23 protein-coding genes are annotated in these 25,421 nt (G+C 38.6%); 20 read left to right on the top strand and 3 right to left on the bottom strand.

Features of this window, described 5'->3' with window-relative positions; all coding sequences use genetic code 11:
• Positions 1–46: 46 nt before the first annotated feature.
• Entirely contained in the window at positions 47–199 is a 153-nt protein-coding gene (locus NYR17_RS09675) for a GNAT family N-acetyltransferase (RefSeq protein WP_367997956.1), read from the bottom strand.
• A gap of 485 nt (positions 200–684) precedes the next feature.
• Here NYR17_RS09675 and clpB point away from each other — a divergent pair, with 485 nt between their 5' ends.
• The gene (gene clpB / locus NYR17_RS09650) at positions 685–3,276 is read left to right on the top strand and encodes an ATP-dependent chaperone ClpB (RefSeq protein WP_302505488.1); all 2,592 of its coding nucleotides are present in this window, start codon (positions 685–687) and stop codon (positions 3,274–3,276) included.
• 63 nt (positions 3,277–3,339) lie between these two features.
• On the opposite strand, the gene NYR17_RS09645 is transcribed toward clpB, so the two are convergent.
• On the bottom strand, positions 3,340–4,218 hold the full coding sequence (locus NYR17_RS09645; protein WP_302505487.1) for an SDR family oxidoreductase: 879 nt from the start codon (positions 4,216–4,218) through the stop codon (positions 3,340–3,342).
• A 215-nt stretch (positions 4,219–4,433) separates the two neighbouring features.
• Here NYR17_RS09645 and NYR17_RS09640 point away from each other — a divergent pair, with 215 nt between their 5' ends.
• The 16 genes from NYR17_RS09640 to NYR17_RS09565 are packed head-to-tail and all read left to right on the top strand — an operon-like array spanning position 4,434 to position 21,792.
• Positions 4,434–5,747 carry a UDP-glucose dehydrogenase family protein gene (locus NYR17_RS09640; RefSeq protein WP_302505486.1) on the top strand — a complete coding sequence of 438 codons (1,314 nt, stop codon included), beginning with the start codon at positions 4,434–4,436 and terminating at the stop codon, positions 5,745–5,747.
• On the top strand, positions 5,747–7,537 hold the full coding sequence (locus NYR17_RS09635; RefSeq protein ID WP_302505485.1) for an ABC transporter ATP-binding protein: 1,791 nt from the start codon (positions 5,747–5,749) through the stop codon (positions 7,535–7,537). Before NYR17_RS09640 ends, NYR17_RS09635 begins: the two co-directional genes overlap by 1 nt.
• 15 nt (positions 7,538–7,552) lie before the next feature.
• Complete coding sequence (locus tag NYR17_RS09630) at positions 7,553–8,740, top strand: UDP-N-acetylglucosamine 4,6-dehydratase (RefSeq protein WP_302505484.1); 1,188 nt, start codon at positions 7,553–7,555, stop codon at positions 8,738–8,740.
• Positions 8,741–8,747: 7 nt separating this feature from the next.
• A complete protein-coding gene (locus NYR17_RS09625; protein ID WP_302505483.1) occupies positions 8,748–9,890 on the top strand; it encodes a LegC family aminotransferase in 1,143 nt (380 codons plus the stop codon).
• Complete coding sequence (locus NYR17_RS09620; protein WP_302505482.1) at positions 9,891–10,871, top strand: GNAT family N-acetyltransferase; 981 nt, start codon at positions 9,891–9,893, stop codon at positions 10,869–10,871.
• Positions 10,868–11,878 carry an N-acetylneuraminate synthase gene (gene neuB / locus NYR17_RS09615; RefSeq protein WP_302505481.1) on the top strand — a complete coding sequence of 337 codons (1,011 nt, stop codon included), beginning with the start codon at positions 10,868–10,870 and terminating at the stop codon, positions 11,876–11,878. Before NYR17_RS09620 ends, neuB begins: the two co-directional genes overlap by 4 nt.
• A complete protein-coding gene (gene neuC, locus NYR17_RS09610; RefSeq protein ID WP_302505480.1) occupies positions 11,875–13,041 on the top strand; it encodes a UDP-N-acetylglucosamine 2-epimerase in 1,167 nt (388 codons plus the stop codon). Before neuB ends, neuC begins: the two co-directional genes overlap by 4 nt.
• Before the next feature lie 5 nt (positions 13,042–13,046).
• Positions 13,047–14,090, top strand: a complete 1,044-nt coding sequence (locus NYR17_RS09605; RefSeq protein WP_302505479.1) for a nucleotidyltransferase family protein — start codon at positions 13,047–13,049, stop codon at positions 14,088–14,090.
• A gap of 7 nt (positions 14,091–14,097) precedes the next feature.
• A complete protein-coding gene (locus tag NYR17_RS09600) occupies positions 14,098–14,778 on the top strand; it encodes an acylneuraminate cytidylyltransferase family protein (protein WP_302505478.1) in 681 nt (226 codons plus the stop codon).
• On the top strand, positions 14,772–16,181 hold the full coding sequence (locus tag NYR17_RS09595) for a hypothetical protein (protein WP_302505477.1): 1,410 nt from the start codon (positions 14,772–14,774) through the stop codon (positions 16,179–16,181). Before NYR17_RS09600 ends, NYR17_RS09595 begins: the two co-directional genes overlap by 7 nt.
• On the top strand, positions 16,174–17,028 hold the full coding sequence (locus tag NYR17_RS09590) for a hypothetical protein (RefSeq protein ID WP_302505476.1): 855 nt from the start codon (positions 16,174–16,176) through the stop codon (positions 17,026–17,028). Before NYR17_RS09595 ends, NYR17_RS09590 begins: the two co-directional genes overlap by 8 nt.
• Before the next feature lie 8 nt (positions 17,029–17,036).
• Positions 17,037–17,843, top strand: a complete 807-nt coding sequence (locus NYR17_RS09585) for a glycosyltransferase family 32 protein (RefSeq protein ID WP_302505475.1) — start codon at positions 17,037–17,039, stop codon at positions 17,841–17,843.
• Between the two features lie 14 nt (positions 17,844–17,857).
• A complete protein-coding gene (locus NYR17_RS09580; protein WP_302505474.1) occupies positions 17,858–18,706 on the top strand; it encodes a glycosyltransferase family 2 protein in 849 nt (282 codons plus the stop codon).
• A gap of 30 nt (positions 18,707–18,736) precedes the next feature.
• Complete coding sequence (locus tag NYR17_RS09575; RefSeq protein ID WP_302505473.1) at positions 18,737–20,188, top strand: MBOAT family O-acyltransferase; 1,452 nt, start codon at positions 18,737–18,739, stop codon at positions 20,186–20,188.
• Positions 20,189–20,212: 24 nt separating this feature from the next.
• On the top strand, positions 20,213–21,115 hold the full coding sequence (locus tag NYR17_RS09570; RefSeq protein WP_302505472.1) for a hypothetical protein: 903 nt from the start codon (positions 20,213–20,215) through the stop codon (positions 21,113–21,115).
• Positions 21,112–21,792 carry an NAD-dependent epimerase/dehydratase family protein gene (locus tag NYR17_RS09565; RefSeq protein WP_302505471.1) on the top strand — a complete coding sequence of 227 codons (681 nt, stop codon included), beginning with the start codon at positions 21,112–21,114 and terminating at the stop codon, positions 21,790–21,792. Before NYR17_RS09570 ends, NYR17_RS09565 begins: the two co-directional genes overlap by 4 nt.
• 1 nt (position 21,793) lies before the next feature.
• Here NYR17_RS09565 and NYR17_RS09560 read toward each other — a convergent pair whose 3' ends face one another.
• Complete coding sequence (locus tag NYR17_RS09560; RefSeq protein ID WP_302505470.1) at positions 21,794–22,789, bottom strand: glycosyltransferase family 2 protein; 996 nt, start codon at positions 22,787–22,789, stop codon at positions 21,794–21,796.
• Between NYR17_RS09560 and NYR17_RS09555 the strand changes: the two genes are divergently transcribed.
• The 3 genes from NYR17_RS09555 to NYR17_RS09545 are packed head-to-tail and all read left to right on the top strand — an operon-like array spanning position 22,780 to position 25,419.
• A complete protein-coding gene (locus NYR17_RS09555; protein WP_302505469.1) occupies positions 22,780–23,430 on the top strand; it encodes an acyltransferase in 651 nt (216 codons plus the stop codon). The two genes, NYR17_RS09560 and NYR17_RS09555, sit on opposite strands and share 10 nt — an antisense overlap.
• Before the next feature lie 4 nt (positions 23,431–23,434).
• Positions 23,435–24,400: a glycosyltransferase family 2 protein gene (locus NYR17_RS09550; RefSeq protein WP_302505468.1), complete on the top strand. Its 966-nt coding sequence runs from the start codon at positions 23,435–23,437 to the stop codon at positions 24,398–24,400.
• Complete coding sequence (locus tag NYR17_RS09545) at positions 24,397–25,419, top strand: glycosyl transferase family 2 (RefSeq protein WP_302505467.1); 1,023 nt, start codon at positions 24,397–24,399, stop codon at positions 25,417–25,419. Before NYR17_RS09550 ends, NYR17_RS09545 begins: the two co-directional genes overlap by 4 nt.
• Positions 25,420–25,421: the final 2 nt, after the last annotated feature.

The raw sequence follows: 25,421 nt of genomic DNA, 5'->3' as shown, positions 1-25,421 counted from the left end.
ACTTAACTTAGAAAAGAAAGCGAATAATAAATAGAATGCCGCCAGATTATGACTCTGGTGAGAATACATCTTCGATGTTAGGCATTTTAAGCATCACGCGCTTGGCATAGGAACAGTGCGGATGAACCTGCCAACCGTGTTCTCGAGAAAAGACTATGGCTTCTTTGACCAACATACGCCCGAAGCCACGCCCCTTCATAAGCGGGATAAACGTTCACAAAGGAGATAATTAAAGTGTTTTTCTCAGGCATAATGGTGTAAGTCAATCGCCCAACTTCTTCCTGATCATGACTCATACTAAGATATCCACCGTTTCCAGATTGATGATTTTTAAAATTCATAATGGTGTATTTTTTACATTAACCTATCAAGTTTAGTGCTAAACTGGTTTGTATGGAAAAAATGACAATGCCTTGACTGATTTTTAAATCCTTTTGATAAGGGACAATATTGAACATTATAATAGCGTTATTTTAAAAGAGAGCATTTTGAAATATATCTCTAAGGCGTTCTTATTGAAGTCCTATTGTCTTATTTTAGGAAAAAATGTCTTAATAAAAATCAATTTATTTTAAATTATCGGAAAAAATGTCTCGTTTTGCTTGCTTTTTTCTAATAGAATGGTTTTTGATATAGAAGAGATGTAAAAGATTGTATAACGAAAAAAAATAATCACATCAAGATATGAACTTAAACCAATTTACTGTAAAATCTCAAGAAGCCATCCAGAAAGCCCAACAAGTGGCTATGGAATTTGGCAACCAAAGCATAGAACCTCAACATATTTTGGAAGGTGTTTTCCAAAGTGATGAGACTATTTCAACTTTTTTATTGAAAAAATCCGAAGCCGATGCCAGCCTCGTTAGAGAGCGAAATAGAGAGAGCATAGAAGCACTACCCAAAGTAGAAGGGGGCAATTTATACCTTTCTCAATCGGCGAATAAAGTTTTATTAGAAGCAGCCAACATTGCCAAAAAAATGGATGATGAATTCGTGACTATTGAGCATCTTTGGTTGGCTTTAATTGATGTCTCTTCTCCTGTAAGCACTTTGTTAAAGGATATGGGCGTGACCAAAAGCCTGTTGGAAGGTGGAATAAAAGAACTTAGAAAAGGCAGCAAAGCCAATTCAGCGAGTTCCGAAGAAACTTATCAGAGCTTAAGCAAATACGCTAAAAACTTTAATGAATTAGCAGCGGAAGGCAAGTTAGACCCTGTGATTGGGCGTGATGAGGAAATCCGCCGTGTATTGCAGATTTTATCGCGGAGAACCAAGAATAACCCTATTCTCATTGGGGAACCTGGGGTTGGTAAAACTGCAATAGCGGAAGGCATTGCCCACAGAATTATCTCGGGAGATGTTCCTGAAAACCTGATGGACAAGACCTTATATTCCTTAGATATGGGGGCGCTTGTTGCTGGAGCCAAATATAAAGGCGAGTTTGAAGAGCGTTTAAAATCTGTGGTGAATGAGGTGACCAAGTCCAATGGACAAATTATTTTATTCATCGATGAAATTCATACTTTAGTAGGTGCTGGCGGTGGTGAGGGCGCAATGGATGCAGCTAATATCCTAAAACCAGCATTGGCAAGAGGCGAGTTGAGAGCCATTGGTGCGACTACGCTTAATGAATATCAAAAATATTTTGAAAAAGATAAAGCTTTAGAGCGTCGTTTTCAAAAGGTGATGGTGGAGGAGCCAGATGTAGAATCTGCGATTTCCATTTTGCGTGGTATCAAAGATAAATACGAAGCCCACCACAAAGTGAGAATTAAAGATGAAGCCATCATTGCCGCAGTAGAGCAATCTCAGCGCTATATTTCTGACCGCTTTTTACCAGATAAAGCCATTGACTTGATTGATGAAGCCTCTTCTAAACTCAGAATGGAAATCAACTCTAAGCCTGAAGAATTAGATGTTTTAGACCGAAAGTTGATGCAGATGGAAATAGAATTGGCAGCCATTTCCAGAGAAGGCAACCAAGTGAAAATAGACCATCTAAAAGAGGATATTGCCAAAATTACTGAGCAACGCAATGAAATCAATGCGAAGTGGCTCAATGAAAAACAAAAATCTGAGGACCTTACACACATTAAAAAAGAAATAGAATCTCTAAAATTAGAAGCTGAAAAAGCCTCTCGTATGGGGGATTATGCTAAGGTGGCAGAAATCCAATACGGAAAACTGCGCGAGAAAGAAGATGCCTTGCAGACTTTAGAATTAGAGATGCAAAACCATCAAAACGAACTCATTAAAGAGGAAGTAACGGCAGAAAATATTTCGGAGGTTATTTCTAAATGGACGGGCATTCCAGTTACCAAATTGGTGCAGTCCGAGAGAGAAAAATTGTTGCATTTAGAAGATGAACTCCACAAGCGTGTGGTGGGACAGGAAGAAGCCATACAAGCCGTATCAGACGCCATCCGTAGAAATAGAGCTGGGCTTAATGATGAAAAACGCCCTATCGGTTCTTTCCTTTTCTTAGGAACCACTGGGGTGGGGAAAACGGAGTTGGCAAAGGCGTTGGCAGAATTCCTTTTCGATGATGAAAACAATATGACCCGTATTGATATGAGTGAATACCAAGAGCGGCATTCCGTATCGAGATTGGTGGGTGCGCCTCCGGGATATGTGGGCTATGATGAAGGCGGGCAACTGACAGAAGCCGTGCGCAGAAGACCTTATTCCGTGGTGCTTTTAGATGAAATAGAAAAGGCACACCCTGATGTTTTCAACACGCTATTACAAGTTTTGGATGACGGAAGGTTAACGGATAACAAAGGTCGGGTGGTGAACTTCAAAAATACCATTATCATTATGACTTCTAATTTAGGTTCTCATATCATCCAAGAGAATTTTGAGCAACTTAATGACAGCAATGAGGAAGAAATTATCGCTAAAACGAAAGAAGAAGTCTTTGGCGTACTGAAGCAAACTTTGAGACCAGAGTTTATCAACCGTATTGATGAAGTGGTGCTCTTCCAGCCATTGAGCAAGAAAGATATTGGTAAAATTGTCCACTATATGCTGAGAGGATTTAACCAAATGTTAGAAAAACGAAACATCATAATGACTGCAACAGAAGATGCTGTAGCCTACATCGGCGAGAAAGGTTATGACCCAGTATTTGGCGCGAGACCGCTCAAGAGATTACTCCAACACGAGGTGCTTAATCAGCTCTCAAAAGAGATTCTCGCAGGGAAAATCAACGATGGCGACCGCATTACGCTGGATTACTTTAAAGAAAGTGGTTTGGTATTTAGACCTACAGAATAGAATAAAATATAAATAATTGAGAAAAACAGGCACGCAATAAGTAGTGCCTGTTTTTTTTGTTTTCTATGATGATTTTTTACTTTTAATCATCGCCTCTAAGGCATCCCACATTTCAGTAGGGATTTGTTCCAACATATTGAATTCGCCAGCCCCTTGCAGCCACTCGCCACCATCTATGGTAATCACTTCCCCATTGATGTAAGCGGAAAAATCGGACACCAAGTAAGCCGCTAAATTGGCTAATTCCTGATGCTCGCCCACTCTTTTTAGAGGTACTTTTTTTCTCATATCAAATTTTTCTGCCAAATCGCCAGGCAGCAATCGCTCCCACGCTCCTTTGGTAGGGAAAGGTCCAGGTGCTATAGCATTGGTTCTAATATCGTATTTCGCCCATTCCACCGCGAGACTTCGGGTCATCGCTAAAACGCCCGCTTTGGCACACGCAGAAGGCACCACATAGGCGGAGCCTGTCCAAGCATAAGTGGTTACAATATTGAGGATGGTCCCTTGTTTTTTCTGGTCTATCCAATGTTTCCCTACAGCGAGGGTACAGTTTTTAGAGCCCTTAAGCACGATGTCAATAATCACATCAAAAGCATTGGCAGAAAGGCGCTCGGTAGGGGAGATGAAGTTGCCCGCAGCATTGTTGAGGAGGATATCAATTGACCCAAAAGCTTCCAACGTTGCCTCTACCATAGCGGTAACCTCGTCGTAATGGCGAACATCGCAAGGCAAGGCTAATACTTGCCCACCAGTTTCGGCTTCTAACTCTTGTGCTGTGGCTTTCAGTTTTTCAAGGTTTCTTGAGGTGATCACCACTTTGGCACCTAATTCTAAAAAATATTTGGACATCGCCTTCCCAAGTCCACTGCCGCCGCCCGTTACTATAGCGACTTTATCTTTTAAAGCGCCAGAAGGCAGCATCGGTTGTGTATAGTTCATCGTAATTTTTTTGATAAAGATAAATAATTTTTTGATATGAAGAAGGTTGGGGCGCAGATAATCTCTTTCAATCAAAAAATAACGAGATGAAAAAGCACCGATTTTATGGTAATAATAATGAAAATAAGGGCTTAAATAAAAGGGAGGGTTTGTTGTATAGGATGTATTTTTTGAGTAATTTTGCAAAAATTTAGACTACATTTTAAAGATAAAATATGAATATCACTATCGTAGGAACAGGCTATGTGGGTTTGGTTACAGGAACTACCTTAGCTGAGTTAGGAAATACTGTATTTTGCGTAGATATAGATGAGCAAAAAGTAGAGGGAATGAAGAAAGGCATCGTGCCAATCTACGAGCCGAACTTGGAAGAAATGTTTTTGAGAAATATCCACGCCCAGCGCTTATTTTTCACTACAAAATTAGAAGAGGCTGTCAGCCAGTCCGAAGTGATATTTTTGGCATTGCCAACCCCTCCAGGGGAAGATGGCTCTGCGGATTTGTCTTATGTTTTAAAAGTTGCTGAGGACATCGGTGAGATGATGACGGAATACAAGGTGATCGTGAATAAATCAACGGTACCCGTGGGAACCGCAGACCAAGTGAGAGCGGTGGTCGCTTCTAAAACTTCAGTAGATTTTGATGTGGTTTCCAATCCAGAATTTTTGCGTGAAGGCTTTGCTGTAAAGGATTCTATGAACCCTGCGAGGGTTGTGGTGGGCACTTCTTCTGAAAAGGCTAAAAATATTATGGCAAAAATCTACCAACCTTTTACCAATACGGGAGTGCCTATTATTTTTATGGATGAAAAATCATCGGAATTAACTAAATATGCAGCCAATTCCTTCTTAGCGGTTAAGATTACCTTTATGAACGAAATTGCTAATTTCTGCGAAAAAGTGGGTGCAGATGTGGATAAAGTTCGCCTTGGTATGGGGAGTGATGATAGAATTGGGCACCGTTTTCTATTCCCAGGGATTGGCTACGGTGGCAGTTGCTTTCCGAAAGATGTGAAGGCTTTGATAAAATCAGGGAAACAACAAAACTTTGACTTCCAAATTTTGGAATCTACCGAAGAGGTCAACCAATCGCAAAAAGTCGTGCTGGTATCAGATATAGAAAACTATTTCGGTGGTGATTTGAAAGGTAAAAAAATTGCACTTTGGGGCTTAGCTTTTAAAGCCAATACCGATGATATCCGCGAGGCTTCTTCTTTGGATAATATTAAAATCCTTTTAGATAAAGGGGCTACAGTAAAGGCTTACGACCAAATAGCGGAAGCGAATGTTAGAAAGATTTTAGGCGACCGCATCAGCTATGCGGAAGATATGTACTCTGCATTAGAAGGCGCAGATGCCCTATTGATTGCGACAGAGTGGTCAGAGTTTAAAAACCCCAACTTCCAATTGATGGCAGAAAAAATGAACCACCGCGCTATTTTTGATGGTCGGAATGTCTTTTCTTTAGACCAAGTAGAGGGCAGTGGATTTTACTATAAAAGTATAGGTAGAAAAATCATAGAAGGCTAATGGATACCAAAGAAAATAAAATATCAACCTTAGGTTTTTTCAATTACTTCAAAAAATTGGTAGGGTGGCATATCTACGGATATATCATCCTCAACTTTTTGGTGGGGCTTATGGATGGTTTGGGGTTGACAATGTTTATTCCTGTGATTAAATTAGCCACACAACAAGGACAAAACGATGATGAAAATTTAGGGAAATTTCAGATTATTGCTGATGGTTTTCATTGGGTGGGGTTAGATTTTAACTTGACCAATGCTGTGCTACTCATCGTGTTTATATTCATTATAAAAGCGGCTATTGTCTACGCTAAATTGATTTATTTTAATAAACTTCGGCTTTCATCTATGCGAAAAGTTAGGTTGAAATTAGCCGATGCTTTATACCACCTCTCATATGAAGGATTCACCAAGATGGATTCTGGAAAACTACAAAATAGTATGACACAGGAGGCGGTACGCGTTATTGCAGCGATGATTGGCTATTTTACCTCCATACAAAATATCGTAATGCTGACTACTTATGTAGGTTTGGCGGTGGTATTGGATTGGCAGTTTGCTATTTTAGTGGCTATCGGAGGGATTTTATCCAATTTCTTCTACAAATATTTAAACCATTTTGTGCGTGAAAAATCACGACAGCTTACTGCGATAGGAGAGGATTTTTTCGGACATTTGGTACAAGCCATTCATAACTTCAAATACCTGAAAGCCACCAATTCTTTTAACAAATATATCGGTCGGCTGAAAAAAAATATTCTATTAGGAGAGGAAGTAACTTATAAAATGAATAAAATTACTTCCTTATCAGAGGCGCTACGGGAACCCTCTATTATGATTATTATTTGTGCCGTTTTGATGATTCAAATCCAAGTTTTGCACAAAGATATTGGACCTATATTAGCCAGTCTTTTAATGTTTTATCGTTCATTAGGTTATTTGGTATCAATGCAAAACTCTTATATGAGTTTCATCAGCTCATCGGCAGGAGTAGAAGCAATTGAAAAACTATTCTCACAATTGGATCACTATTCAGAAAAGGAATACGCAGAATCCATTGAAGATATAAACACTATTTCAGCAAAAAATATTACGCTAAACTACGGCACCAAAACGATATTAGACCATATCAATTTAACCATCAAGAAAAATACTTCGGTGGCATTTGTGGGAGAAAGTGGAGCGGGAAAAACCACTTTGGCAAACATTATTTGTGGACTACAAGCCCCAACTTCGGGAACATTAATGGTAAATGACAAAAGCATCTACCACACCAATTTAGCTTCTTACCGAAATAAAATAGGCTATATTACCCAAGAGCCTGTCATATTTGATGATACTTTATTTAATAATGTAACCTTTTGGGCACCTAAAACAGAAGAAAACCTCGAGCGATTCTGGCGAACTTTAGAGATGGTTTCTTTAAGAGCCTTCGCCCTTGATTTAGAAAATAAAGAAGATGCGCCTTTGGGGAATAATGGAATTTTAATCTCAGGAGGACAAAAGCAGAGAATCTCCATCGCCAGAGAATTGTACAAAGATATAGAGCTTCTCATTATGGATGAGGCAACTTCTGCATTAGACTCTGAAACAGAGAGGTTTATCAAAGAAAATATTGATATGCTGCATGGTAAACTGACTATGGTAATTATTGCCCATAGGCTCTCAACCATTAAAAATGTAGACCATATTTGTTTATTAGAAAAAGGAAAAATCATCAATAGTGGGCAGTTCCAAGAATTGGTAGACCAGTCGGATAAATTCAAAAGAATGGTAGCCCTACAAGAAATTTAAAAAAAATAGAAAAAAATGACCACCTTAAACCTTATCGGCAGGGATAAAGAATTATTTACCACAGATATAGCCACGCATCGTGAGGTGTTGGCGGAGATCGTTTCACGCTCCAAGTTTTTAGTGATAGGCGGAGCGGGATCTATCGGCAGTGCTACGGTGAAGGAAATTTTTAAAAGAAACCCCAAAAAGCTCCATGTGGTGGACATCAGCGAGAACAATATGGTGGAGTTGGTGCGTGATATCCGCAGTGCCTATGGGTATATTGATGGTGATTTCCAGACCTTTGCGTTGGATATTGGCTCTGTGGAGTACGATGCTTTTTGGGCTGCCGATGGCGATTATGATTATGTGCTCAATTTTTCAGCATTGAAGCATGTTCGCAGTGAAAAAGACCCTTATACACTGATGCGAATGATAGAGGTAAACATCCTCAATACCGATAAAACCCTGCAACAAGCCATTGACAAAGGGGTGAAAAAATACTTTTGCGTATCTACCGATAAAGCCGCCAACCCTGTGAATATGATGGGTGCATCTAAGCGGATTATGGAAATGTTTTTGATGAGAAGGAGCCAAGAGATCACCATTTCTACCGCTCGTTTTGCCAATGTTGCCTTTTCCGATGGCTCGCTATTGCACGGTTTCAACCAACGATTAGAGAAAAAACAGCCCATTGTGGCACCCAAAGATATCAAGCGCTATTTCGTGATTCCCAAAGAATCTGGCGAGCTGTGCCTGATGTCCTGCATTTTTGGCGAAAATAGAGACATTTTTTTTCCGAAACTCAGCGAGCATCTACACTTGATCACCTTTTCAGACATTGCAGTTAAATATTTAGCCGCCAAAGGTTACACGCCTTATCTCTGTGATACAGAGGCAGAAGCACGAAATTTAGTCCAGACTTTGCCCAACGATAAAAAATGGCCGTGCCTATTTACGCTGAGTGATACCACGGGCGAAAAAGACTTTGAAGAATTCTATACCACGCAGGAAACCTTAGATATGGAAGCCTTTGAAAACATTGGCATCATCAAAAACGAACTGACTGTGGAGGAAGATAAATTGGCACTTTTTGAGGAAACCATAGCCCAACTTAGAGCCGATAAAAAATGGGATAAACCCCAGATTGTAGATTTATTTATGAAAATGCTCCCTAATTTCAACCATAAAGAAACGGGCAAATATTTAGACAGTAAGATGTAATTCTGATATGGAAAAAGCCGACCAACTGATACAATTCGTTCAGGAACAATACCAAACCACCGATTTTATTCCGCTGCACGAGCCTCGGTTTCGTGGGAATGAGAAAAAATACCTTTTGGAGACCATCGATTCCACTTTTGTGTCCTCTGTGGGGGCTTTTGTAGATGCTTTTGAAGGGCAGATGCAAGCCGTTACGCAGACCCAAAAAGCCGTTGCCGTGGTCAATGGCACTGCCGCTTTGCAGGTAGCACTTCGGTTGGTGGGCGTGGAGGCTGGCGACGAGGTCATTACACAATCCCTCTCCTTTATCGCTACGGCGAATGCCATCAGTTACAACCAAGCCATCCCCGTTTTTGTAGATGTAGATTTAGACACGATGGGACTGTCGCCCAAGGCATTAGAAGCGTTTTTGATAGAAAATGCCGAGCTGCGTGGCGAGGCTTGCTACAATAAAAAAACAGGTCGGAAAATCGCTGCCTGCGTGCCGATGCATACCTTCGGATTTCCAGTGCATATGAATGAATTGATCGCCGTTTGCCAAGCGTGGCACCTTCCGATTGTAGAAGATGCCGCCGAATCTTTGGGCAGCGAGTACCACGGCAAACCCTCGGGATCATTAGGTTTGATGGGCTGTTTTTCGTTTAATGGAAACAAGATTGTGACCTGTGGCGGTGGCGGTGCCATCGTTACGAATGATGAACATTTAGGTACCCAAGCAAAATACCTGACCACCACAGCAAAAAAGCCACATCCGTATGAATTTTTTCACGATGAAATTGGCTATAACTACCGAATGCCCAACCTCAACGCCGCGTTGGCGTGTGCCCAATTGGAGCTGTTGCCTCGTTATTTGGAGGATAAGAGGGCGTTGGCAAAAGCCTATGAAGCCTTTTTTGCTGGCACCGATTTTAAATTTCGCACTGAAACGCCCAACACCCGAGCAAATTATTGGTTGATGTGCGTAGAATTAGAAAACCGAAAAGAGCGAGATGCCTTTTTGCAATACACCAATGCCCACCAAGTGATGACACGCCCCATCTGGACGCTGATGCACCACTTACCAATGTATGCCCATTGCCAAAAAGATGCCCAAACCAACGCCGAGTTTTTAGAAGACCGAATTGTAAATATCCCAAGTAGTGTAAGATAAATGATGGATTTAAGACAAGATATTTATTATCAAAAAGATTATGTAGCACTCTATTTAAAAGAGGGTGATTCTATTTTTGAATTTGAATATACTGAGGGTGATAAAACATTTTATCAACTCACCATAAAAAGACCCATACGCCAAGTGGGCGAGGTGCTGTTAGATGAAATTTATTACGACTTAGAAACCGCTTATGGTTATGGTGGTTATCTCTGCAATACTGATGATATGGTATTCATCGAAAAAGCGTGGACAGCCTATCAAAATAAATGTAAAGAGGAAAATATCATAGCGGAGTTTGTGCGTTACCATCCTTTTAATGAGAGTCATTTTATTTTAAAAAATCAATTTTCTTTCTATACTAAAGATAGAAATGTAGTATTGATGGATTTGAGTTTATCAGATGAAGAAAGATGGGAAGGCTACGCATCAAGAACAAGAGGCAAATTACGAAAATGTGATAGAGAGTTGAAAATAAGAAAGAGTGAAGATATAGGAGCATTCATGAAATTGTACAATGAAACTATGGATAAAAATAATGCTCAATCTTTTTTTTATTTTGATAAAGATTTCTATAATAAAGTTCTAAAAATAAAAGAAATAGAATTGTATAATATCTATTATGAAGAAACTATACTATCATCTTCATTTTATATTTTTAGTCGAGATTTTGTTCATTATTTTCTTTCAGGTAATAATTATAATGTACAGAAGAATCATAATGCTAATTATTTTATTTTTGAAAAAATAGCGAGTATAGCAAAAGAAAGAGGTATAAAATATTTTAATTTAGGAGGAGGACGTTCAGGTGATCCCGAGGATTCTTTGTTTAAATATAAATCCTTATTCTCAGATTATAATCGTCCATTTTTCCTTTCAGGTGCTATTTATAACAAAGAAAAATACGATGAACTCAATCAATTATGGCAAACTCAAAACCCTGAGCATGAGGTTAAATTTTTTCTAAAATACAGAATATGAACAACAGTAGTGTATTCATCATAGCGGAGGCAGGCGTTAATCATAATGGAGATATTGCATTAGCCAAAAAACTCATCGATGCCGCCGCAGAGGCAGGTGTAGATGCCGTAAAATTCCAAACTTGGAAAACCGAATTATTGGTAACCCCAGATGCTGTGCAGGCAGAGTATCAAACAGAAAATACAGGCAAGGAAGAATCTCAGTTTGCTATGCTTAAGCGTTTGGAGTTATCTTATCCAGAGTTTGAAGTCCTCAAAAGCTACTGCGAGCAAAAAAACATTCGTTTTCTATCTACCCCAGATGAGGCGGTTTCTGCCCAGTTTCTCAATAATTTACAAGATATATTTAAAATAGGTTCTGGAGAATTGACCAATATTCCATATTTAGCATTCATCGCACGGTTGGGCAAAACGGTCATTCTCTCCACAGGAATGGGGGATATGGAAGAAATTCATACCGCTGTGAGAACCCTAAAAGAGAATGGGTTAGAAAATCATCAGATTAAAATTTTGCACGCCACCACCGAATACCCCACGCCTATGGAGGAGGTCAATCTCCGTGCGATGCTCCAAATCCAAAGGGAAACAGGCTTAGAAGTGGGTTATTCCGACCATACTTTGGGCATAGAAGTCCCTGTGGCAGCGGTAGCATTGGGGGCTAAGGTGATAGAAAAACACTTTACTTTAGACAAAAATATGGAGGGCCCCGACCATAGAGCCAGCTTAGACCCACAAGAATTAAAAGCCATGGTGGTTGCCATTCGGAATGTAGAAAAAGCCCTCTCGGGCAGCGGCATCAAAGAGCCTACGCCTTCGGAGATGAAGAACAAACCCATTGTGCGAAAAAGCATCGTGGCAGGGCGATTGATTAAGGCAGGTGAGGTGCTTTCGGAAGAAAATTTAGCCATCAAACGCCCAGGAACAGGAATTTCTCCGATGAAATGGGCGGAAGTCATTGGCAATAAAGCCATAAGAGATTTTGAACCCGATGAGATGATCGTATTATGAGAAAAATTTGCATCGTTACAGGAACCCGTGCCGAATACGGCTTGCTCAAACCGCTAATCCGAAAAATAGAGGCAGACCCAGACTTGGAGTTGCAGCTCATTGCGTGTGCGATGCATCTGTCGCCCACTTTTGGATATACGGTGCAAGAGATTGAAAAAGACGGTTTTAAAATCAGCAAAAGGGTGGAGTGTTTGCTCTCATCGGATAGTGCTGTGGGCGTGTCTAAGTCCATTGCTTTGGCGGTGTCGGGCTTCGCTGATGCCTATGCGGATTTACAACCCGATTTGGTGGTGGTATTGGGCGATAGAACGGAAATTTTAGCCAGTGTGATTGCTGCCAGCGTTGCCAATATTCCCATTGCTCACCTCCACGGCGGCGAGACTACGGAAGGGGCTTATGATGAAGCCATTCGGCACAGTATTACCAAATTTTCGCACCTGCATTTTGCCTCTACAGAGGTGTACAGACAGCGGATTATCCAACTGGGCGAACAGCCAGATACGGTGTTTAATGTCGGTGCTATCGCCATTGATTCGATAAAAAATCTACCTTTGCTATCCAAAGAAGAATTTGAACAATCTATTCATTTTCAATTGGATCAAAGGAATTTGCTGATCACCTATCACCCTGTAACACTGGAAAAAAATAGCCCAGCGGAAACCTTTGCCAACCTCCTCCGTGCGGTAGATGCCTTGCCAGATACCCACCTGATTTTTACCCACGCCAATTCGGATAAAAATGGGCAAATCATCAATGAGATGATCAAAAACTTCGTGGCACAGCACCCTAACAAGGCGGTAGAAATTCCGTCTTTGGGGCAGTTGCGGTACTTGTCGGCATTGCAGTATGTAGATGCTGTGGTGGGCAATTCTTCCAGCGGCGTGTCGGAGGTGCCAGCGTTCCACATTCCTACGGTCAATATCGGCGATAGGCAAAAAGGGCGATTGATGCCAGAGAGCGTGATCAATTGCGGCAACTCTTATGAAGAGATTCAGCACGCCCTCGCCCAAGCGTTGGACCCTGATTTTGTGGAGCAAACCAAGCATCAGCCCTCGTTATTTGGCGAAGGAACGGCAGCGGAACAGATGCTCACGATTATCAAAAATCATCAAGATATTGCGTTGAAAAAATCGTTTTATGATTTAAAAACGGATAAAAACTGAATACAATGAAAAAATTTCCCCTCATCCACCAAAAAGCCACCATCACCGAAGGATTGAGAGCCCTCAATCAGGTGCAGCATTTGAGCCGATTGATTTTGTTTGTGGTAGATGATCAAGAGCGCGTGATAGGCTCGGTAACCGATGGCGATATCCGGCGTTCCATCGCTGCGGAAGAGAATTTGCAGAAGACCTTAGGCGAGATTTGCAACACTTCGTTTCGGCATTTGAAACAAGGCGAGACGTTCCAAAGTTTTGAGGCTTTTCGCAAGGCGGATATTAAGATTTTGCCTGTTTTAGATGCGGAAAATAGAATGGTAGACCTCTTTGACCTCAATAAAATCAAAGCGAACCTTCCCTTAGAAGTGATGCTGATGGCTGGGGGCAGGGGCAAACGCCTAAGTCCGCTCACGGATACCACGCCCAAACCGATGTTGCCACTGGGCGGAAAACCCATTATAGAACACAATATAGACCGCCTGATTTCTTTCGGGATAAAGAAAATTTATATCTCCGTGAAGTATCTGGCAGAACAGATTATAGACCATTTGGGCGATGGTAGCGAGAAGGGAATCGAGATAGAATACATTCGGGAAGACCAACCGCTGGGCACGGCAGGGGCATTGAGTTTGGTGGAGAAATTCAACACCGATTATGTGCTTCTGATGAATAGCGACCTGTTCACGAGTGTGGATTTTGAGAGTTTGTATAGAAAAATTATAGATGAAGGGGCAGAAATGGCGATAGCCTCCACAGAATACAAGGTAGATGTGCCATATGCGGTGTTTGAAACCGAGCAAGACCAAGTGGTGGGCTTTAAGGAAAAACCCTCGTATATTTACCACGCCAACGCTGGGGTGTATATCCTAAAACGAGAGCTCATCAATGAGATTCCTAAAAATCAGTTTTTTGACATTACAGACCTGATGGACAGCGTAGTAGACAGCGGAAGAAAGTTGGTTTACGACCCGATTATCGGCTATTGGATAGACATCGGCAAACCCGTAGATTACACCCAAGCCCAAGAATTTGTAAAGCATTTGGAAAAATAAACAAAGTATGTTAGCATTGATTCCTGCCCGAGGCGGCTCCAAAGGTTTACCAGGGAAAAATATAAAAAACCTCAACGGCAAACCACTGATTGCCTACACGATAGAAGCGGCATTGCAAGCCCAAAAGATCAGCCGAGTGGTGGTCAATACGGATAGCCCAGAGATTGCCGAAGTGGCTGTAGCCTATGGTGCCGAAGTGCCTTTTATGCGTTCGGAGGCGTTGGCGACTGATGACGCCCGCTCGATTGATGTGATGAGAGATGCCATAGAGCGAATGGAGCATTTAGGTGGCGTGGCGATTCCTCATTTTGTGCTTTTGCAGCCGACGAGTCCCCTGCGAACGGCACAACATATCGATGAGGCAGTGCAACTTTTTTTAGACCGAAATGCCGATGCGGTAATCAGCTGCAAAGCCGAAGAACACCCTATTTTTTGGCATAAATACCTAACGGAAGATGGCAGATTTGAAGAGATCTTCCCCAATGATGACCTAAAAAATAGGCAAGATATTAGACCCACCTACTGTCCTAATGGTGCCATTTATGTATTTGACAAAACGGTACTACAAACCGAAAAGTACTATACACCAAACACTTACGCCTACCTGATGGACAGACGCCATTCCATCGATATAGACACCATAGAAGATTTTGAGTATGCGGAATATATAATAAATAAACAATGGTAGATTATAATCAACAAGAAGAAGTAACCCTCTTTCTCCAAGGTATAGAGCGAGAGTACGCCGTGGATACATGGACATTAGGTGGTATTCATATATGGCCATTTGTGAAGGTAAGTCTTTATTTTTACATTTTTGGCTTGCGTAAGGATACGAATTTAATTTCTCTTCCGGAGTGTTCCAAACCTTCCTCTCGCCCTAGCCAAACAAAAGGGCTATTGCATAAGACTTTGTTTAGGATAACACACCCTCTCAAATTCAAAAAATTTCTATCAACATTACCAGAGAAGGACATCCTTTTCTATAGTCATTCTACATATAGAACGCTCCATAAAGGCAAACAGTTCAATAAGTTTTTTGATACTTTAATAGAAGAAGAATTTTCGGAGCAGCGGAACCAAATCGCATTCATTGAAGATTTTTATAATTATAACCCTGCTGATTTAGCCCATTCAGACTTAATTGTAGATGTAAGACAGGCTTTTAATTATTTTTTAACCACAGCCACCCAAAGGACACCGCCAAAATTAGAAGGTGCGGATTATCAGGAATTTATAGATCATTTAGATGAAGGCTTTGCGCTATTTAAATCTCAATTTAGCACCGAAAATTTTTTTAGTTTTTTCAGTACAATTTATTATAAATCTTTATTTTTTGAAGCGATTTTAAAGAAAATCAATCCTAAACAGCTGTATATCACTTGTTATTATTGCAATAGTAGTTTTCCGTTGATTATTGCTGCAAAAAAATTAGGAATAGAAGTGATAGAGATGCAGCACGGCGTTATGGATACCCACCACATTCCTTATGGATTTTGGACCAAAACACCACCCAATGGTTACGAAATGATGCCTGATGTCATCTGGAATTGGGATATTATTTCGGCTCAACTGATCCAAGAAAACTTTAAAAACACCCCTGTGAAACCTATGGTAAAAGGAAATCCTTGGGTAGATTATTTGAAAAAAGAGAAAATAGAAGGATTAGATGCTCAGTATATTCTATACTCGTTGCAGCCTTTTTTAGAAAATGAAATGTTATTTCCACCAGAAATGATAAAAGCCATCAATGAACTGCCATACGTATGGTATCTTAGGCTACACCCAAGGCAGGTATTAGACCAACCGATGCTGATAGATTATCTGAAATCCCAAGGAACAAACATGGCAAAAATCAACTTTGATTTGGCGACAGAAGCGTATTTACCACCTTTATTAGAACATGCTAAACTTCATATTACCCAATATTCTTCTTGTGTGATAGAAGCCGCATTGCTCAATAAAAAAACTTGGTTGATCTATGCCGATGCACAATTGTATTTTAAAGAATACATCAAGGCAGGAATGGCGGAATATGTAGATCCAGATCAATTATTTAACAAATTATCCAAAATCACAACCTATGATTAACCGAATAAAAAACACAATTCAGGTGCTGTTGGGCATCAAAGAAGCGCAATATCCTATCCAAAAGAAAGAGAAAGCAATTAGTTTTAATGATACCCCTTTTTCTTCTGAGGAACAGGAGTTTATAGACCAAACCTCAATGGAATTTATCTTTGCGGAGTTTGGAGAAGATAGAGTGAACGCTGGCGGGGCTGATTTGAGTGGGAAATCAAGGTTAGACCCTACGCTGAGTAGCTTAAAAAAATATTTCCCCAATGCGACCTACACGGTTTATACCGATTTTGATTTACAGATAGAAGGCGTGCAGACCAAGCGCGTGGTATCACCAGTAAAAAATGAGGACAATAACCCCAGATTTGGGCATCGTACCAGCGTGTATTTCCGATTTTTAGGCTTATTGGAATCTCACGCAGATTTTAAATGTGCCATTGATTCGGATATGGAAGTGGTCTCTACGGACATTCTCTCATTGGTCTATCTCACGCAAAAATTTGGTTTCTGTGTTCCGTATAATGCTCGTCAATTACTGCGACAAGATGCTAAAATGTCCTTGGATACCCACCCAATTACCGATGAAAGTAAAGGAATGGGAAGAGCCTATAACCAAACACCTATGACGCTCTGGAAAGGTTGCATTGATGGAGAAATTTATTATAAAAAAGGAGCGGAGTTGATGAAAAACAGCCCTGCGCGAGGTTCCTATATTATGTGGAAAGCCGCTTGGGAAACAGGGAGATTCCCATATGTATTACCCAAACAATTTTGTGTCTGTACCGAGGATATCGGCTGTGGAGATGAAGTGATTCTCCATGTAGGGCACCCTGCTGTAGAACAATATTATCATAATTAATACCTAAAATGATTCCTAAAAAAATACACTATTGTTGGTTTGGAAAAGGCGAAAAATCCGAGTTTATACAATACTGCATAGACACATGGCGACGGGTACAGCCTGATTTTGAAATTATAGAATGGAACGAAAACAATTTTAATGTAGAAGCCATTCCGTTTACACGCGAGGCCTATGCACAGAGAAAATGGGCATTTGTCTCTGATTATGCCCGTGCCAAAGCCTTGTATGAACACGGCGGTTTCTATATGGATACAGATATGGAGCTGCGGCTTCCTTTGACTGAATTTTTACCTCACGAAGCTATTTGTGGCTTTGAGATGGCAGGTGTACCTTATTCTGCATTTTGGGGTGTCGCGCCACAGCATAGCCTCGCCAAAGATATTATGGAATATTATGAGGTATTAGAAGGTTTTCAAGAAGTAACCAATACCGCTATTTTTTCTAAATTATTGGTAGAAAAATATGGTGCTGAGGCGTATAAAGATGAATATCAGGAGCTAAAAAACGGAATTAAACTCTATCCTTCCCATTATTTTTCGTTAGATTTGCCGAAAAATTTTGTGGTTCATCATTTTTCAGGTTCATGGCATGGGGCATGGTCGCATGAGGAAAATAATTTTAAAAACTTGGTTAATACCTATGGTTTAATGCATTTGTTTTCCAAAATCCCACAAGGTAAAAAAGAAGTGAAAAATGTAATATATAACCATCAACTGATGAAAATAGATGCTGTATTAGATCAAATTCCGCTTTCCTATATTGCAAAATACTTGAAAACTAAACTGTTAGAAAAACTCAATCCCCCAAAATAATAATACAAAAAAGCATGATAACCGTTTTTACCCCTACTTACAATAGAGCACATTTACTCTCTCGGGTTTTTGATAGCCTTAAAAAGCAAACCCATCATCATTTTGAGTGGATTATTGTAGATGATGGTTCCGAAGATGATACCAAAGAAGTTGTACAAAACTTCATCAAGGAAAATACACCATTTAAAATCCATTATTATCATCAAAAAAATCAAGGGAAGCATATTGCAATAAATCATGCAATAACCAAAGCTAATGGGGAATATCTATTAGTCTGCGATAGTGATGATTACTTAGAGCCTCAGTGTATAGAAACCGTGTATCAGTTGATTTCAAAAATTAAAGATAAGCAAGATTTTTCGGGCGTGGCTTATATTCGTTATTCGGATAAAATCAACTATGATGAGCGTAAATATAATAATAAAGTATGGGAAGGTACTACTACTCCTTATTACGATTGGGAGTTTCATGGAGAATTTCAAATAGTATATAAAACTTCTATTTTAAAAAAATTTATGTTCCCAGTATTTTCTGGGGAGAAGTTTTGTAGAGAATCATTGATCCATAGAAGGTTGCGTAGAGCGGGTTATCAAGTACTATACTCTAACTATGTTTTAGCTCATGGCGATTATTTAGAGGAGGGGCTGACCCAAAATTTTAATAAAGCATTATATGGAAGCCCGCGCTATAGTTTGCTGTATATCAAGGAGATGATTATAGATGAGAAAAATACAAAAGCAAAATTACAATTGGCTAAACAATATTACAACCTAATACGCCAGCACAAAAAATATTGGTATAAATTATTGGAATTACCATTTTCTCTTCATTTAAAAATGATAATTTCTCGTTTTAAAAGATAGTGTGAAAAAACTCAATCTCAAAAAATAAATATGTTATTTAACTCATTAGATTTTGCGATATTTCTACCCATAGTATTTATTCTGTATTGGTTTGTAACGAATAGGAACTTAAAATTACAGAATCTTCTTATTGTGGCGGCCAGTTATGTTTTCTATGGCTGGTGGGATTGGCGCTTTTTGATTTTGATTATTCTCAGTTCTGTGATAGATTTTGTCGCTGGGATTAACATTGCCAATGCTAAAACAGAAAAAAAGCGAAAATTATTCCTTTCATTGAGTATGTTAACCAATTTGGGGTTGTTAGGCTTTTTTAAATATTTCAACTTCTTTATTGATAATTTTACACAGGTATTTTCTTTCTTTGGACACCCTATTTCGGCATCTTCGCTGGATATTGTGTTGCCCGTGGGGATTAGTTTTTACACCTTCCAAACCATGAGCTATACCATAGATGTGTATAGGTGGCAGTTGGAACCTACACGAGATTTTATCGCATTTTCTGCCTTTGTGAGCTTTTTTCCGCAGTTGGTGGCGGGACCTATCGAGCGGGCAACACACTTATTACCACAGTTTTATAAAAAACGAACTTTTGATTATGAATTTGCCAAAGATGGTATTCGGCAGATGCTTTGGGGCTTCTTCAAAAAAGTGGTGATCGCCGATAATTGTGCGCATTTTGCCAATATTGTATTCAATGATTATGGTGATTATGGTGGCACTACCTTGGCTGTGGGTGCGGTGTTGTTTGCATTCCAGATTTATGGCGATTTCTCAGGTTATTCAGATATTGCTATAGGATTATCCAAATTATTTGGTTTTGATTTGATGCGAAATTTTGCCTATCCCTATTTTTCAAGAGATATTGCTGAGTTTTGGCGAAGGTGGCATATCTCCCTCTCCACTTGGTTTAGAGATTATCTCTATATTCCGCTGGGAGGAAGTAGAGGAGGCAATTGGATGCGGATTCGTAATACTTTTATCATCTTTTTGGTCAGTGGATTTTGGCATGGTGCCAATTGGACTTTTATCGTTTGGGGTGCCCTCAATGCTTTTTATATTTTGCCCTCCATTGTCTTGAAAACCAATCGTAAAAATCTGGATATTGTAGCGGAAAATACCCTATTGCCCAACTTTCGAGAGTTTTTGCAAATGGGAATAACCTTTTCGCTGGCGGTATTGGCGTGGATATTTTTCAGAGCACCGAATGTCAGCACGGCAGTAGATTACATTAAATCCATGTTCGTCAAGTGGAATGTAGGCATAGGCTATCCGATGAAGTTATTGAGCGGCAGTTATTTCATCTTGTTCTTTTTGGCGATAATGCTGTTGGCTGAATGGCTGATGAGAACCCGAGAGCATCCGTTTCAATTTGCGAGAATGAAGATTCCGCTTTGGACAAGATGGTGTATTTATGTATTTTTCACCCTGTCAATTTTATGGTATGCAGGTGATCAAGAGGATTTTATCTATTTTCAATTCTAACCCATTATCTCAACGAATGATTGTATGAAAAAATTGATTACACGGCTTTTAGTTTTTATTGGACTTATCGCATTAATTTACTTATTAATGGGTATAGATTTGGCAAATATGATAGAACAGAGAAGAATAAAATTAGATAAAAAAAACATTATTTTGGGCGATTCTAATACTAGGAATGGCATAGATGATAAAATTTTTACCGATTTTAAAAATTTCTCTCAAGGTGGAGAGTCTTACCTTTTTGCGTATACCAAACTGGATCTTTTCCTAAAAGAAAACAATAAAATAGATACTATTCTACTCGCGTTTGCACCGCATAATTTAATAAGCAACAAATGGGTAAATGGTACAGAGGCAGGGAATTTGCGTTACCGAATGGTAGAATATTTTCCCTATTATACCTCAGAACAGCATAAGGAGTTGTTTACAGGAAATCCTAAAAGTTATATTTCTTCATGGCAATATATGTGGGAAAGTTGGAAGGGTAAAAAATTCAATCCAGAACAGTGTACAAATCTTTTCTTTTTAGGTGGATTTCTTCCAAATAATAAAATTCAGAATGATAAAAATTTCACTCCAAAAGAATATGAACCTGCTGAAATCACGCCAATAGAAGTCAAGTATCTCAATAAAATTATTGCATTGTGTAGGGCCAATGGGATTACGCTTATTTTCATTGCTACTCCAAAAAATTACCTGCGAAAAGATTTCAAAAATTACTACAGACCAGAGTTTTACGAATATTATCATAACCATTACTCAGATATTCCTTATTTAGATTTTTATAGTCTCCCAATGCCGAAAGATAGCTATGCAGATATAAGCCATTTGAGTTATATTGGTGGAGAGTATTTTTCAAAATTTCTAAAAAATAACGGAATACAGAACTTAATTAAAAATCCACAATATAATAAACAATTAAAATGATAGTAGGCAATGGCTTAGTGGCACAGTTGTTTAAAGATACGGATTCGGATGCGATGGTGTTTTTTGCATCGGGTGTGTCTAATTCTTTGGAGACAGATCAACAGCAATTTCTGCGAGAGGAAAACCTCATTAGGCAAACGATAGCGGAAAATAGGGATAAGATTTTTGTGTATTTTTCCACTTGTAGCGTGTATGATTCTTCCAAAACAGAGAGTCCTTATGTGTTGCATAAATTGAGAATGGAACAGTTGATCGCAGAGCAATGTCCTCATTATATGATTCTTAGGGTGAGTAATGTGGTGGGCAAGGGCGGAAATCCCAATTTGCTGATGAATTATTTGATTCGTGCGGTGCGAGCGGGCGAGACGATCAATGTACACACCAAAGCCACGAGAAACCTCATCGATGCGGAGGATGTGAAAAATATAACGATTCAACTCATTGCCGAGCGCAAACTCAACCGCATTGTGAATTTGGCATATTTGGAAAATTACGGTATCATTGAAATTTTACAAATCATTGAGCGTCAGTTAGATCTGAGCCTTAACCTCAACCTCATCAAAACAGGGGCGGGCTACCAAATTGCCATTCCTGATGTGGAGCGATATTTTATTGAAAATCAACTGAGTAATAAAGAACGCTATATCAGCCGAATGTTGGAGCGGTATTATTTATAAATTATGCACCCCATCTTTTCTTGAAAATTTTCATACCCAAAGCGGTGGGCAAGGATTGGAGCAAGGCATTTTTTTTGGTTTCTTTAGAATATTGGTTAGAAAAATAATCCGTAAGGCTTAGCGTACTCAGTGTTTTATAATTGGCATATGATTCCATCCAAAGCGTTTCATTTTGTTGGGCTTTCCAGTTCATTTTTAATGTAACATCTTTAAAATGAATGAGATATTTCATTACCATAGCGTGGCGCTCTGGATTTTTTTCTGATTTTAATGCTTGGTCGATGTATTGCCCTATGGTAAACCAATTATCAAAATTCCGCTTCCCACGGTTGTGAATCACAGATTTTGGGTGGAGGAAATAGGTGTAAGTAATGCCTTTATGGATAGCAATATGGTTCATTTTGAGGACCAAATGAAAAGTCCAAAGTTCATCTTGGGCAAATAATCCTTTTACAAAATAAAGTTGGTTTTTTATTAAATAATCTACAATGAATAGCTTATTTACGGCGTAAGTTACTAATTTTGAATTTGAAAAAGCCTTTAAAATATTGTTATTACCTTTGATTTCTGATGCTTCAGCATTGATTTTGATACAGAGGGATTTTTTTCCAGTGCTTGATTCTTCGCATTCCAATTGAGAAATGGTCATTTCGGCACCAGTATTTTCGGCAATTTCCACCAAAGTGGAGATGCAATTAGGAGTGATGGTGTCATCGGAATCCAAGAAAAACAAGTATTTCCCTTCGGCGGTGTCTATGCCTTTATTCCGAACTACGGAGAGCCCCGAATTTTCTTCCAAGTGGTAGATTTTCCAGTTGTTTAATTGGTGCTCGGCAATGTATTTTTCAGCAATTTCCACTGAGCGATCAGGCGTTTGGTCGTTGATGAGGGTTACTTCTATATTAGGGTAATCTTGCTTGCGAACACTCTCCAAACACGCCACGATAAAATCTTCACACTTAAAAACAGGAATTGATATAGTAACTAATGGTTTCAAAACTCAAAATTTCCACAAAAATACAACTATTTTTTATATCTTTGCTGGGGAAAATAGGGTTAGTCATGAAAATGATGATTGTTAAAATATTTACACTTTTTAATAAGGTTTTAGAGTACGCGGAGCGAGAAAATACGAAGTTAGTACTAAAACGCGCAGGGCAAGTAGACGCTTCTGTTAAACCTGGTAAAAACACTTTTTTACAGATACAACCGAAGATCAAAAAACTCATAATAGAAGAAAATGTGTCTTGGAAAGATAACAATGCCATTAGAATTTATAATGGCGCAGAGTTTATTATGAGGAAGAATACTTATTTTAGTGATAGAGTCTCCATTAACTGCTTAGATAAGATAGAAATTGGTGAAAACTCATGGATAGGCGAAGGCTCTAAGTTGTATGACCATAATCACAAATATGTTACAGAACCTGAATACGAGTGGAAAATTAGAGAGTTTGACACGGCGCCAATCATTATCGGGAAGAATGTTAAGATATATAGTGATGTTACTATTTTAAAAGGCGTTACTATAGGGGATAATTGCATTATAGGTGCTAAATGTACGATATATAAGGATATTCCGCCGTATTCTATTGTAATCAATAAAACTGAAAATATTATTAAACCGATTTTAAAATAAGATAATGCATAATCCTCTCATTTCTGTAGTAATGTCGGTATACAATGCGGAAAAATATCTTGCTAAAGCTATAGATTCTATTTTAAATCAAACTTATAATAATTTTGAATTTATTATTATAGAAGATTGCTCTTCGGATGGTTCTTTAGAAATAATTAAAGAGTATGCAGCTAAGGATAACAGAATCAAAATACTCCAGAAAAAAGAAAATAAAGGAACACGCGGATTTATAGAAAACCTCAATTGGGGAATACAATCGGCAAAAGGAAAATATATTGCTCGGATGGATGCAGATGATATAAGCCATTTACAAAGGTTTGAAAAACAAGTTCAATATCTCGAGCAAAATCCAGAAGTGTTTATTGTAGGCGCCCATATCAATTTTATTGATGAGGAAGGAAAAATTATAGGAGAAAAAAAAGCACCAATTACTCCAGAACAAATCTCTTATACGATACTAAAAAGTATTCCGTTGTTTCATCCGGTGATTATGTTTAGGAATGAAGCGGTACATTATAGAGAAAATATTTGGTATTGTGAAGATTATGAATTGTATTTGAGGCTGATGACAGAGGGGAAAATTATGACTAATCTTGACGAAAAATTATTGGATTATAGATTGCTTACCTCTTCTATCTCTCGTAAAGGTCGCTCTTTGGTGAAATATATGTTTCTCAATAAAGCGTTTCAAATGTATCATGAAAGATTAAAAGAAGGGAAAGATAGTTATAAGAGTCTAAATCCAGATGACTATGCCAATATTCTCAATTTAGATTATAAAAATGAATGGACTGATTTGAAAATAGCAGCAGAGATTTGTGTGAAAAATCAATATAAAGAAGATTTGAAAATAATCATTAAAAAAAGAAAACAATTATATCCGGCTAAAAATTTAGGCTATTTAGAAAAAATGAGCCTATTACCTGATGTTTTATTCTCTATTACCTCTAAAATTTATAAGCGTATATGATGGATGTTTTTATAAAATCCTTTAACCGAGCGTATTATTTGGATCGTGCCATATATAGTTTGAAAAAATACCTTGTAGGTGAGTATCAAATTACGGTCTTAGATGATGGTACACCGCAGAGGTATTTGGATAAAATCAAAGAAAAATATCCTGAAGTTGAAATTAAAGCGAATGAAAGTGCAGCGCGAAAATCAAAAGCCATACGCGAAAATATAGAGAAGGGTACTGAAATCAATGGTTTTATAATTCCGACTAAACTTTGGAAAGAAGCTGTCAAAAATGCATCTTCCTATTTCATTATGACTGAAGATGATGTGTGGCTTACAGAGGAGGTAGATTTATCAAAATCGGAATCTATAATGATTTCTCATAAAAGTGTTTTGCTAAAAATAGGTTGGATTAGCCAGAGAAAAATCAATGCGAAGCTACATTCGTTATCTCAGGATATAGAAACTATAGAGCCTCGTTTTTATGTAGGGCCAAGAGCCTTAATGAAAGCTCTATTTGAAAATAAATTAAAACTATATTCCTTATTGCGTCGGCTGAAGGTTGTTACATCAGAAACATTTAATGATTATTGGGTTATGAATTCTTTGCTCATGGGCGTTTATAGAAAGGATTATTGGCTTTATTTATGGAATGGAATTGAAGGAAGGGTAGATGAACAGATGCAGTTACTTAATGCAACCCAATGGTATAGAAAATATAAAAATAATCTACATAATTATAGTAAGTTTAAAAAGTTGAAAATGAATACAACTTTTATCTCGTCAGCCACAAATTCTTACCATAAATATAAAGTAGACTGCGATATCAATTATTTTAATTATATAATGAATGAAGCGTGGTATGCGGGTGAATTTGATTCATTGAAAAATTTTCCTAAAGATATTCCAGAGGATTACTATATCCAATTTTTAGAAAAAAACTATTCTGAAAGGTGTACGCCTGAAAATTGGAAAAAATGGGCCTCGTATTTTAAAGAGCAATATAGAAGGCAAGAGGTGGATGTGGATTAAAT

It is taken from the genome of Riemerella columbina, from assembly GCF_030517065.1.
Taxonomy (GTDB): Bacteria; Bacteroidota; Bacteroidia; order Flavobacteriales; family Weeksellaceae; genus Riemerella; species Riemerella columbina_A.
This window is presented reverse-complemented; position numbering and strand designations above follow the sequence as displayed.

Bases quoted from the DNA above. Each gene is read 5' to 3' on its own strand.
- NYR17_RS09590 (WP_302505476.1), top strand. From the start codon at position 16,174: ATGATTAACCGAATAAAAAACACAATTCAGGTGCTGTTGGGCATCAAA.
- NYR17_RS09545 (WP_302505467.1), top strand. From the start codon at position 24,397: ATGATGGATGTTTTTATAAAATCCTTTAACCGAGCGTATTATTTGGAT.
- NYR17_RS09635 (WP_302505485.1), top strand. From the start codon at position 5,747: ATGGATACCAAAGAAAATAAAATATCAACCTTAGGTTTTTTCAATTAC.
- NYR17_RS09640 (WP_302505486.1), top strand. From the start codon at position 4,434: ATGAATATCACTATCGTAGGAACAGGCTATGTGGGTTTGGTTACAGGA.
- NYR17_RS09630 (WP_302505484.1), top strand. From the start codon at position 7,553: ATGACCACCTTAAACCTTATCGGCAGGGATAAAGAATTATTTACCACA.
- NYR17_RS09645 (WP_302505487.1), bottom strand. From the start codon at position 4,218: ATGAACTATACACAACCGATGCTGCCTTCTGGCGCTTTAAAAGATAAA.
- NYR17_RS09580 (WP_302505474.1), top strand. From the start codon at position 17,858: ATGATAACCGTTTTTACCCCTACTTACAATAGAGCACATTTACTCTCT.
- NYR17_RS09675 (WP_367997956.1), bottom strand. From the start codon at position 199: ATGAAGGGGCGTGGCTTCGGGCGTATGTTGGTCAAAGAAGCCATAGTC.
- NYR17_RS09605 (WP_302505479.1), top strand. From the start codon at position 13,047: ATGAAAAAATTTCCCCTCATCCACCAAAAAGCCACCATCACCGAAGGA.
- NYR17_RS09625 (WP_302505483.1), top strand. From the start codon at position 8,748: ATGGAAAAAGCCGACCAACTGATACAATTCGTTCAGGAACAATACCAA.
- NYR17_RS09565 (WP_302505471.1), top strand. From the start codon at position 21,112: ATGATAGTAGGCAATGGCTTAGTGGCACAGTTGTTTAAAGATACGGAT.
- neuB (WP_302505481.1), top strand. From the start codon at position 10,868: ATGAACAACAGTAGTGTATTCATCATAGCGGAGGCAGGCGTTAATCAT.
- NYR17_RS09620 (WP_302505482.1), top strand. From the start codon at position 9,891: ATGATGGATTTAAGACAAGATATTTATTATCAAAAAGATTATGTAGCA.
- NYR17_RS09595 (WP_302505477.1), top strand. From the start codon at position 14,772: ATGGTAGATTATAATCAACAAGAAGAAGTAACCCTCTTTCTCCAAGGT.
- NYR17_RS09550 (WP_302505468.1), top strand. From the start codon at position 23,435: ATGCATAATCCTCTCATTTCTGTAGTAATGTCGGTATACAATGCGGAA.
- clpB (WP_302505488.1), top strand. From the start codon at position 685: ATGAACTTAAACCAATTTACTGTAAAATCTCAAGAAGCCATCCAGAAA.
- NYR17_RS09555 (WP_302505469.1), top strand. From the start codon at position 22,780: ATGGTTTCAAAACTCAAAATTTCCACAAAAATACAACTATTTTTTATA.
- NYR17_RS09575 (WP_302505473.1), top strand. From the start codon at position 18,737: ATGTTATTTAACTCATTAGATTTTGCGATATTTCTACCCATAGTATTT.
- NYR17_RS09600 (WP_302505478.1), top strand. From the start codon at position 14,098: ATGTTAGCATTGATTCCTGCCCGAGGCGGCTCCAAAGGTTTACCAGGG.
- NYR17_RS09570 (WP_302505472.1), top strand. From the start codon at position 20,213: ATGAAAAAATTGATTACACGGCTTTTAGTTTTTATTGGACTTATCGCA.
- NYR17_RS09585 (WP_302505475.1), top strand. From the start codon at position 17,037: ATGATTCCTAAAAAAATACACTATTGTTGGTTTGGAAAAGGCGAAAAA.
- neuC (WP_302505480.1), top strand. From the start codon at position 11,875: ATGAGAAAAATTTGCATCGTTACAGGAACCCGTGCCGAATACGGCTTG.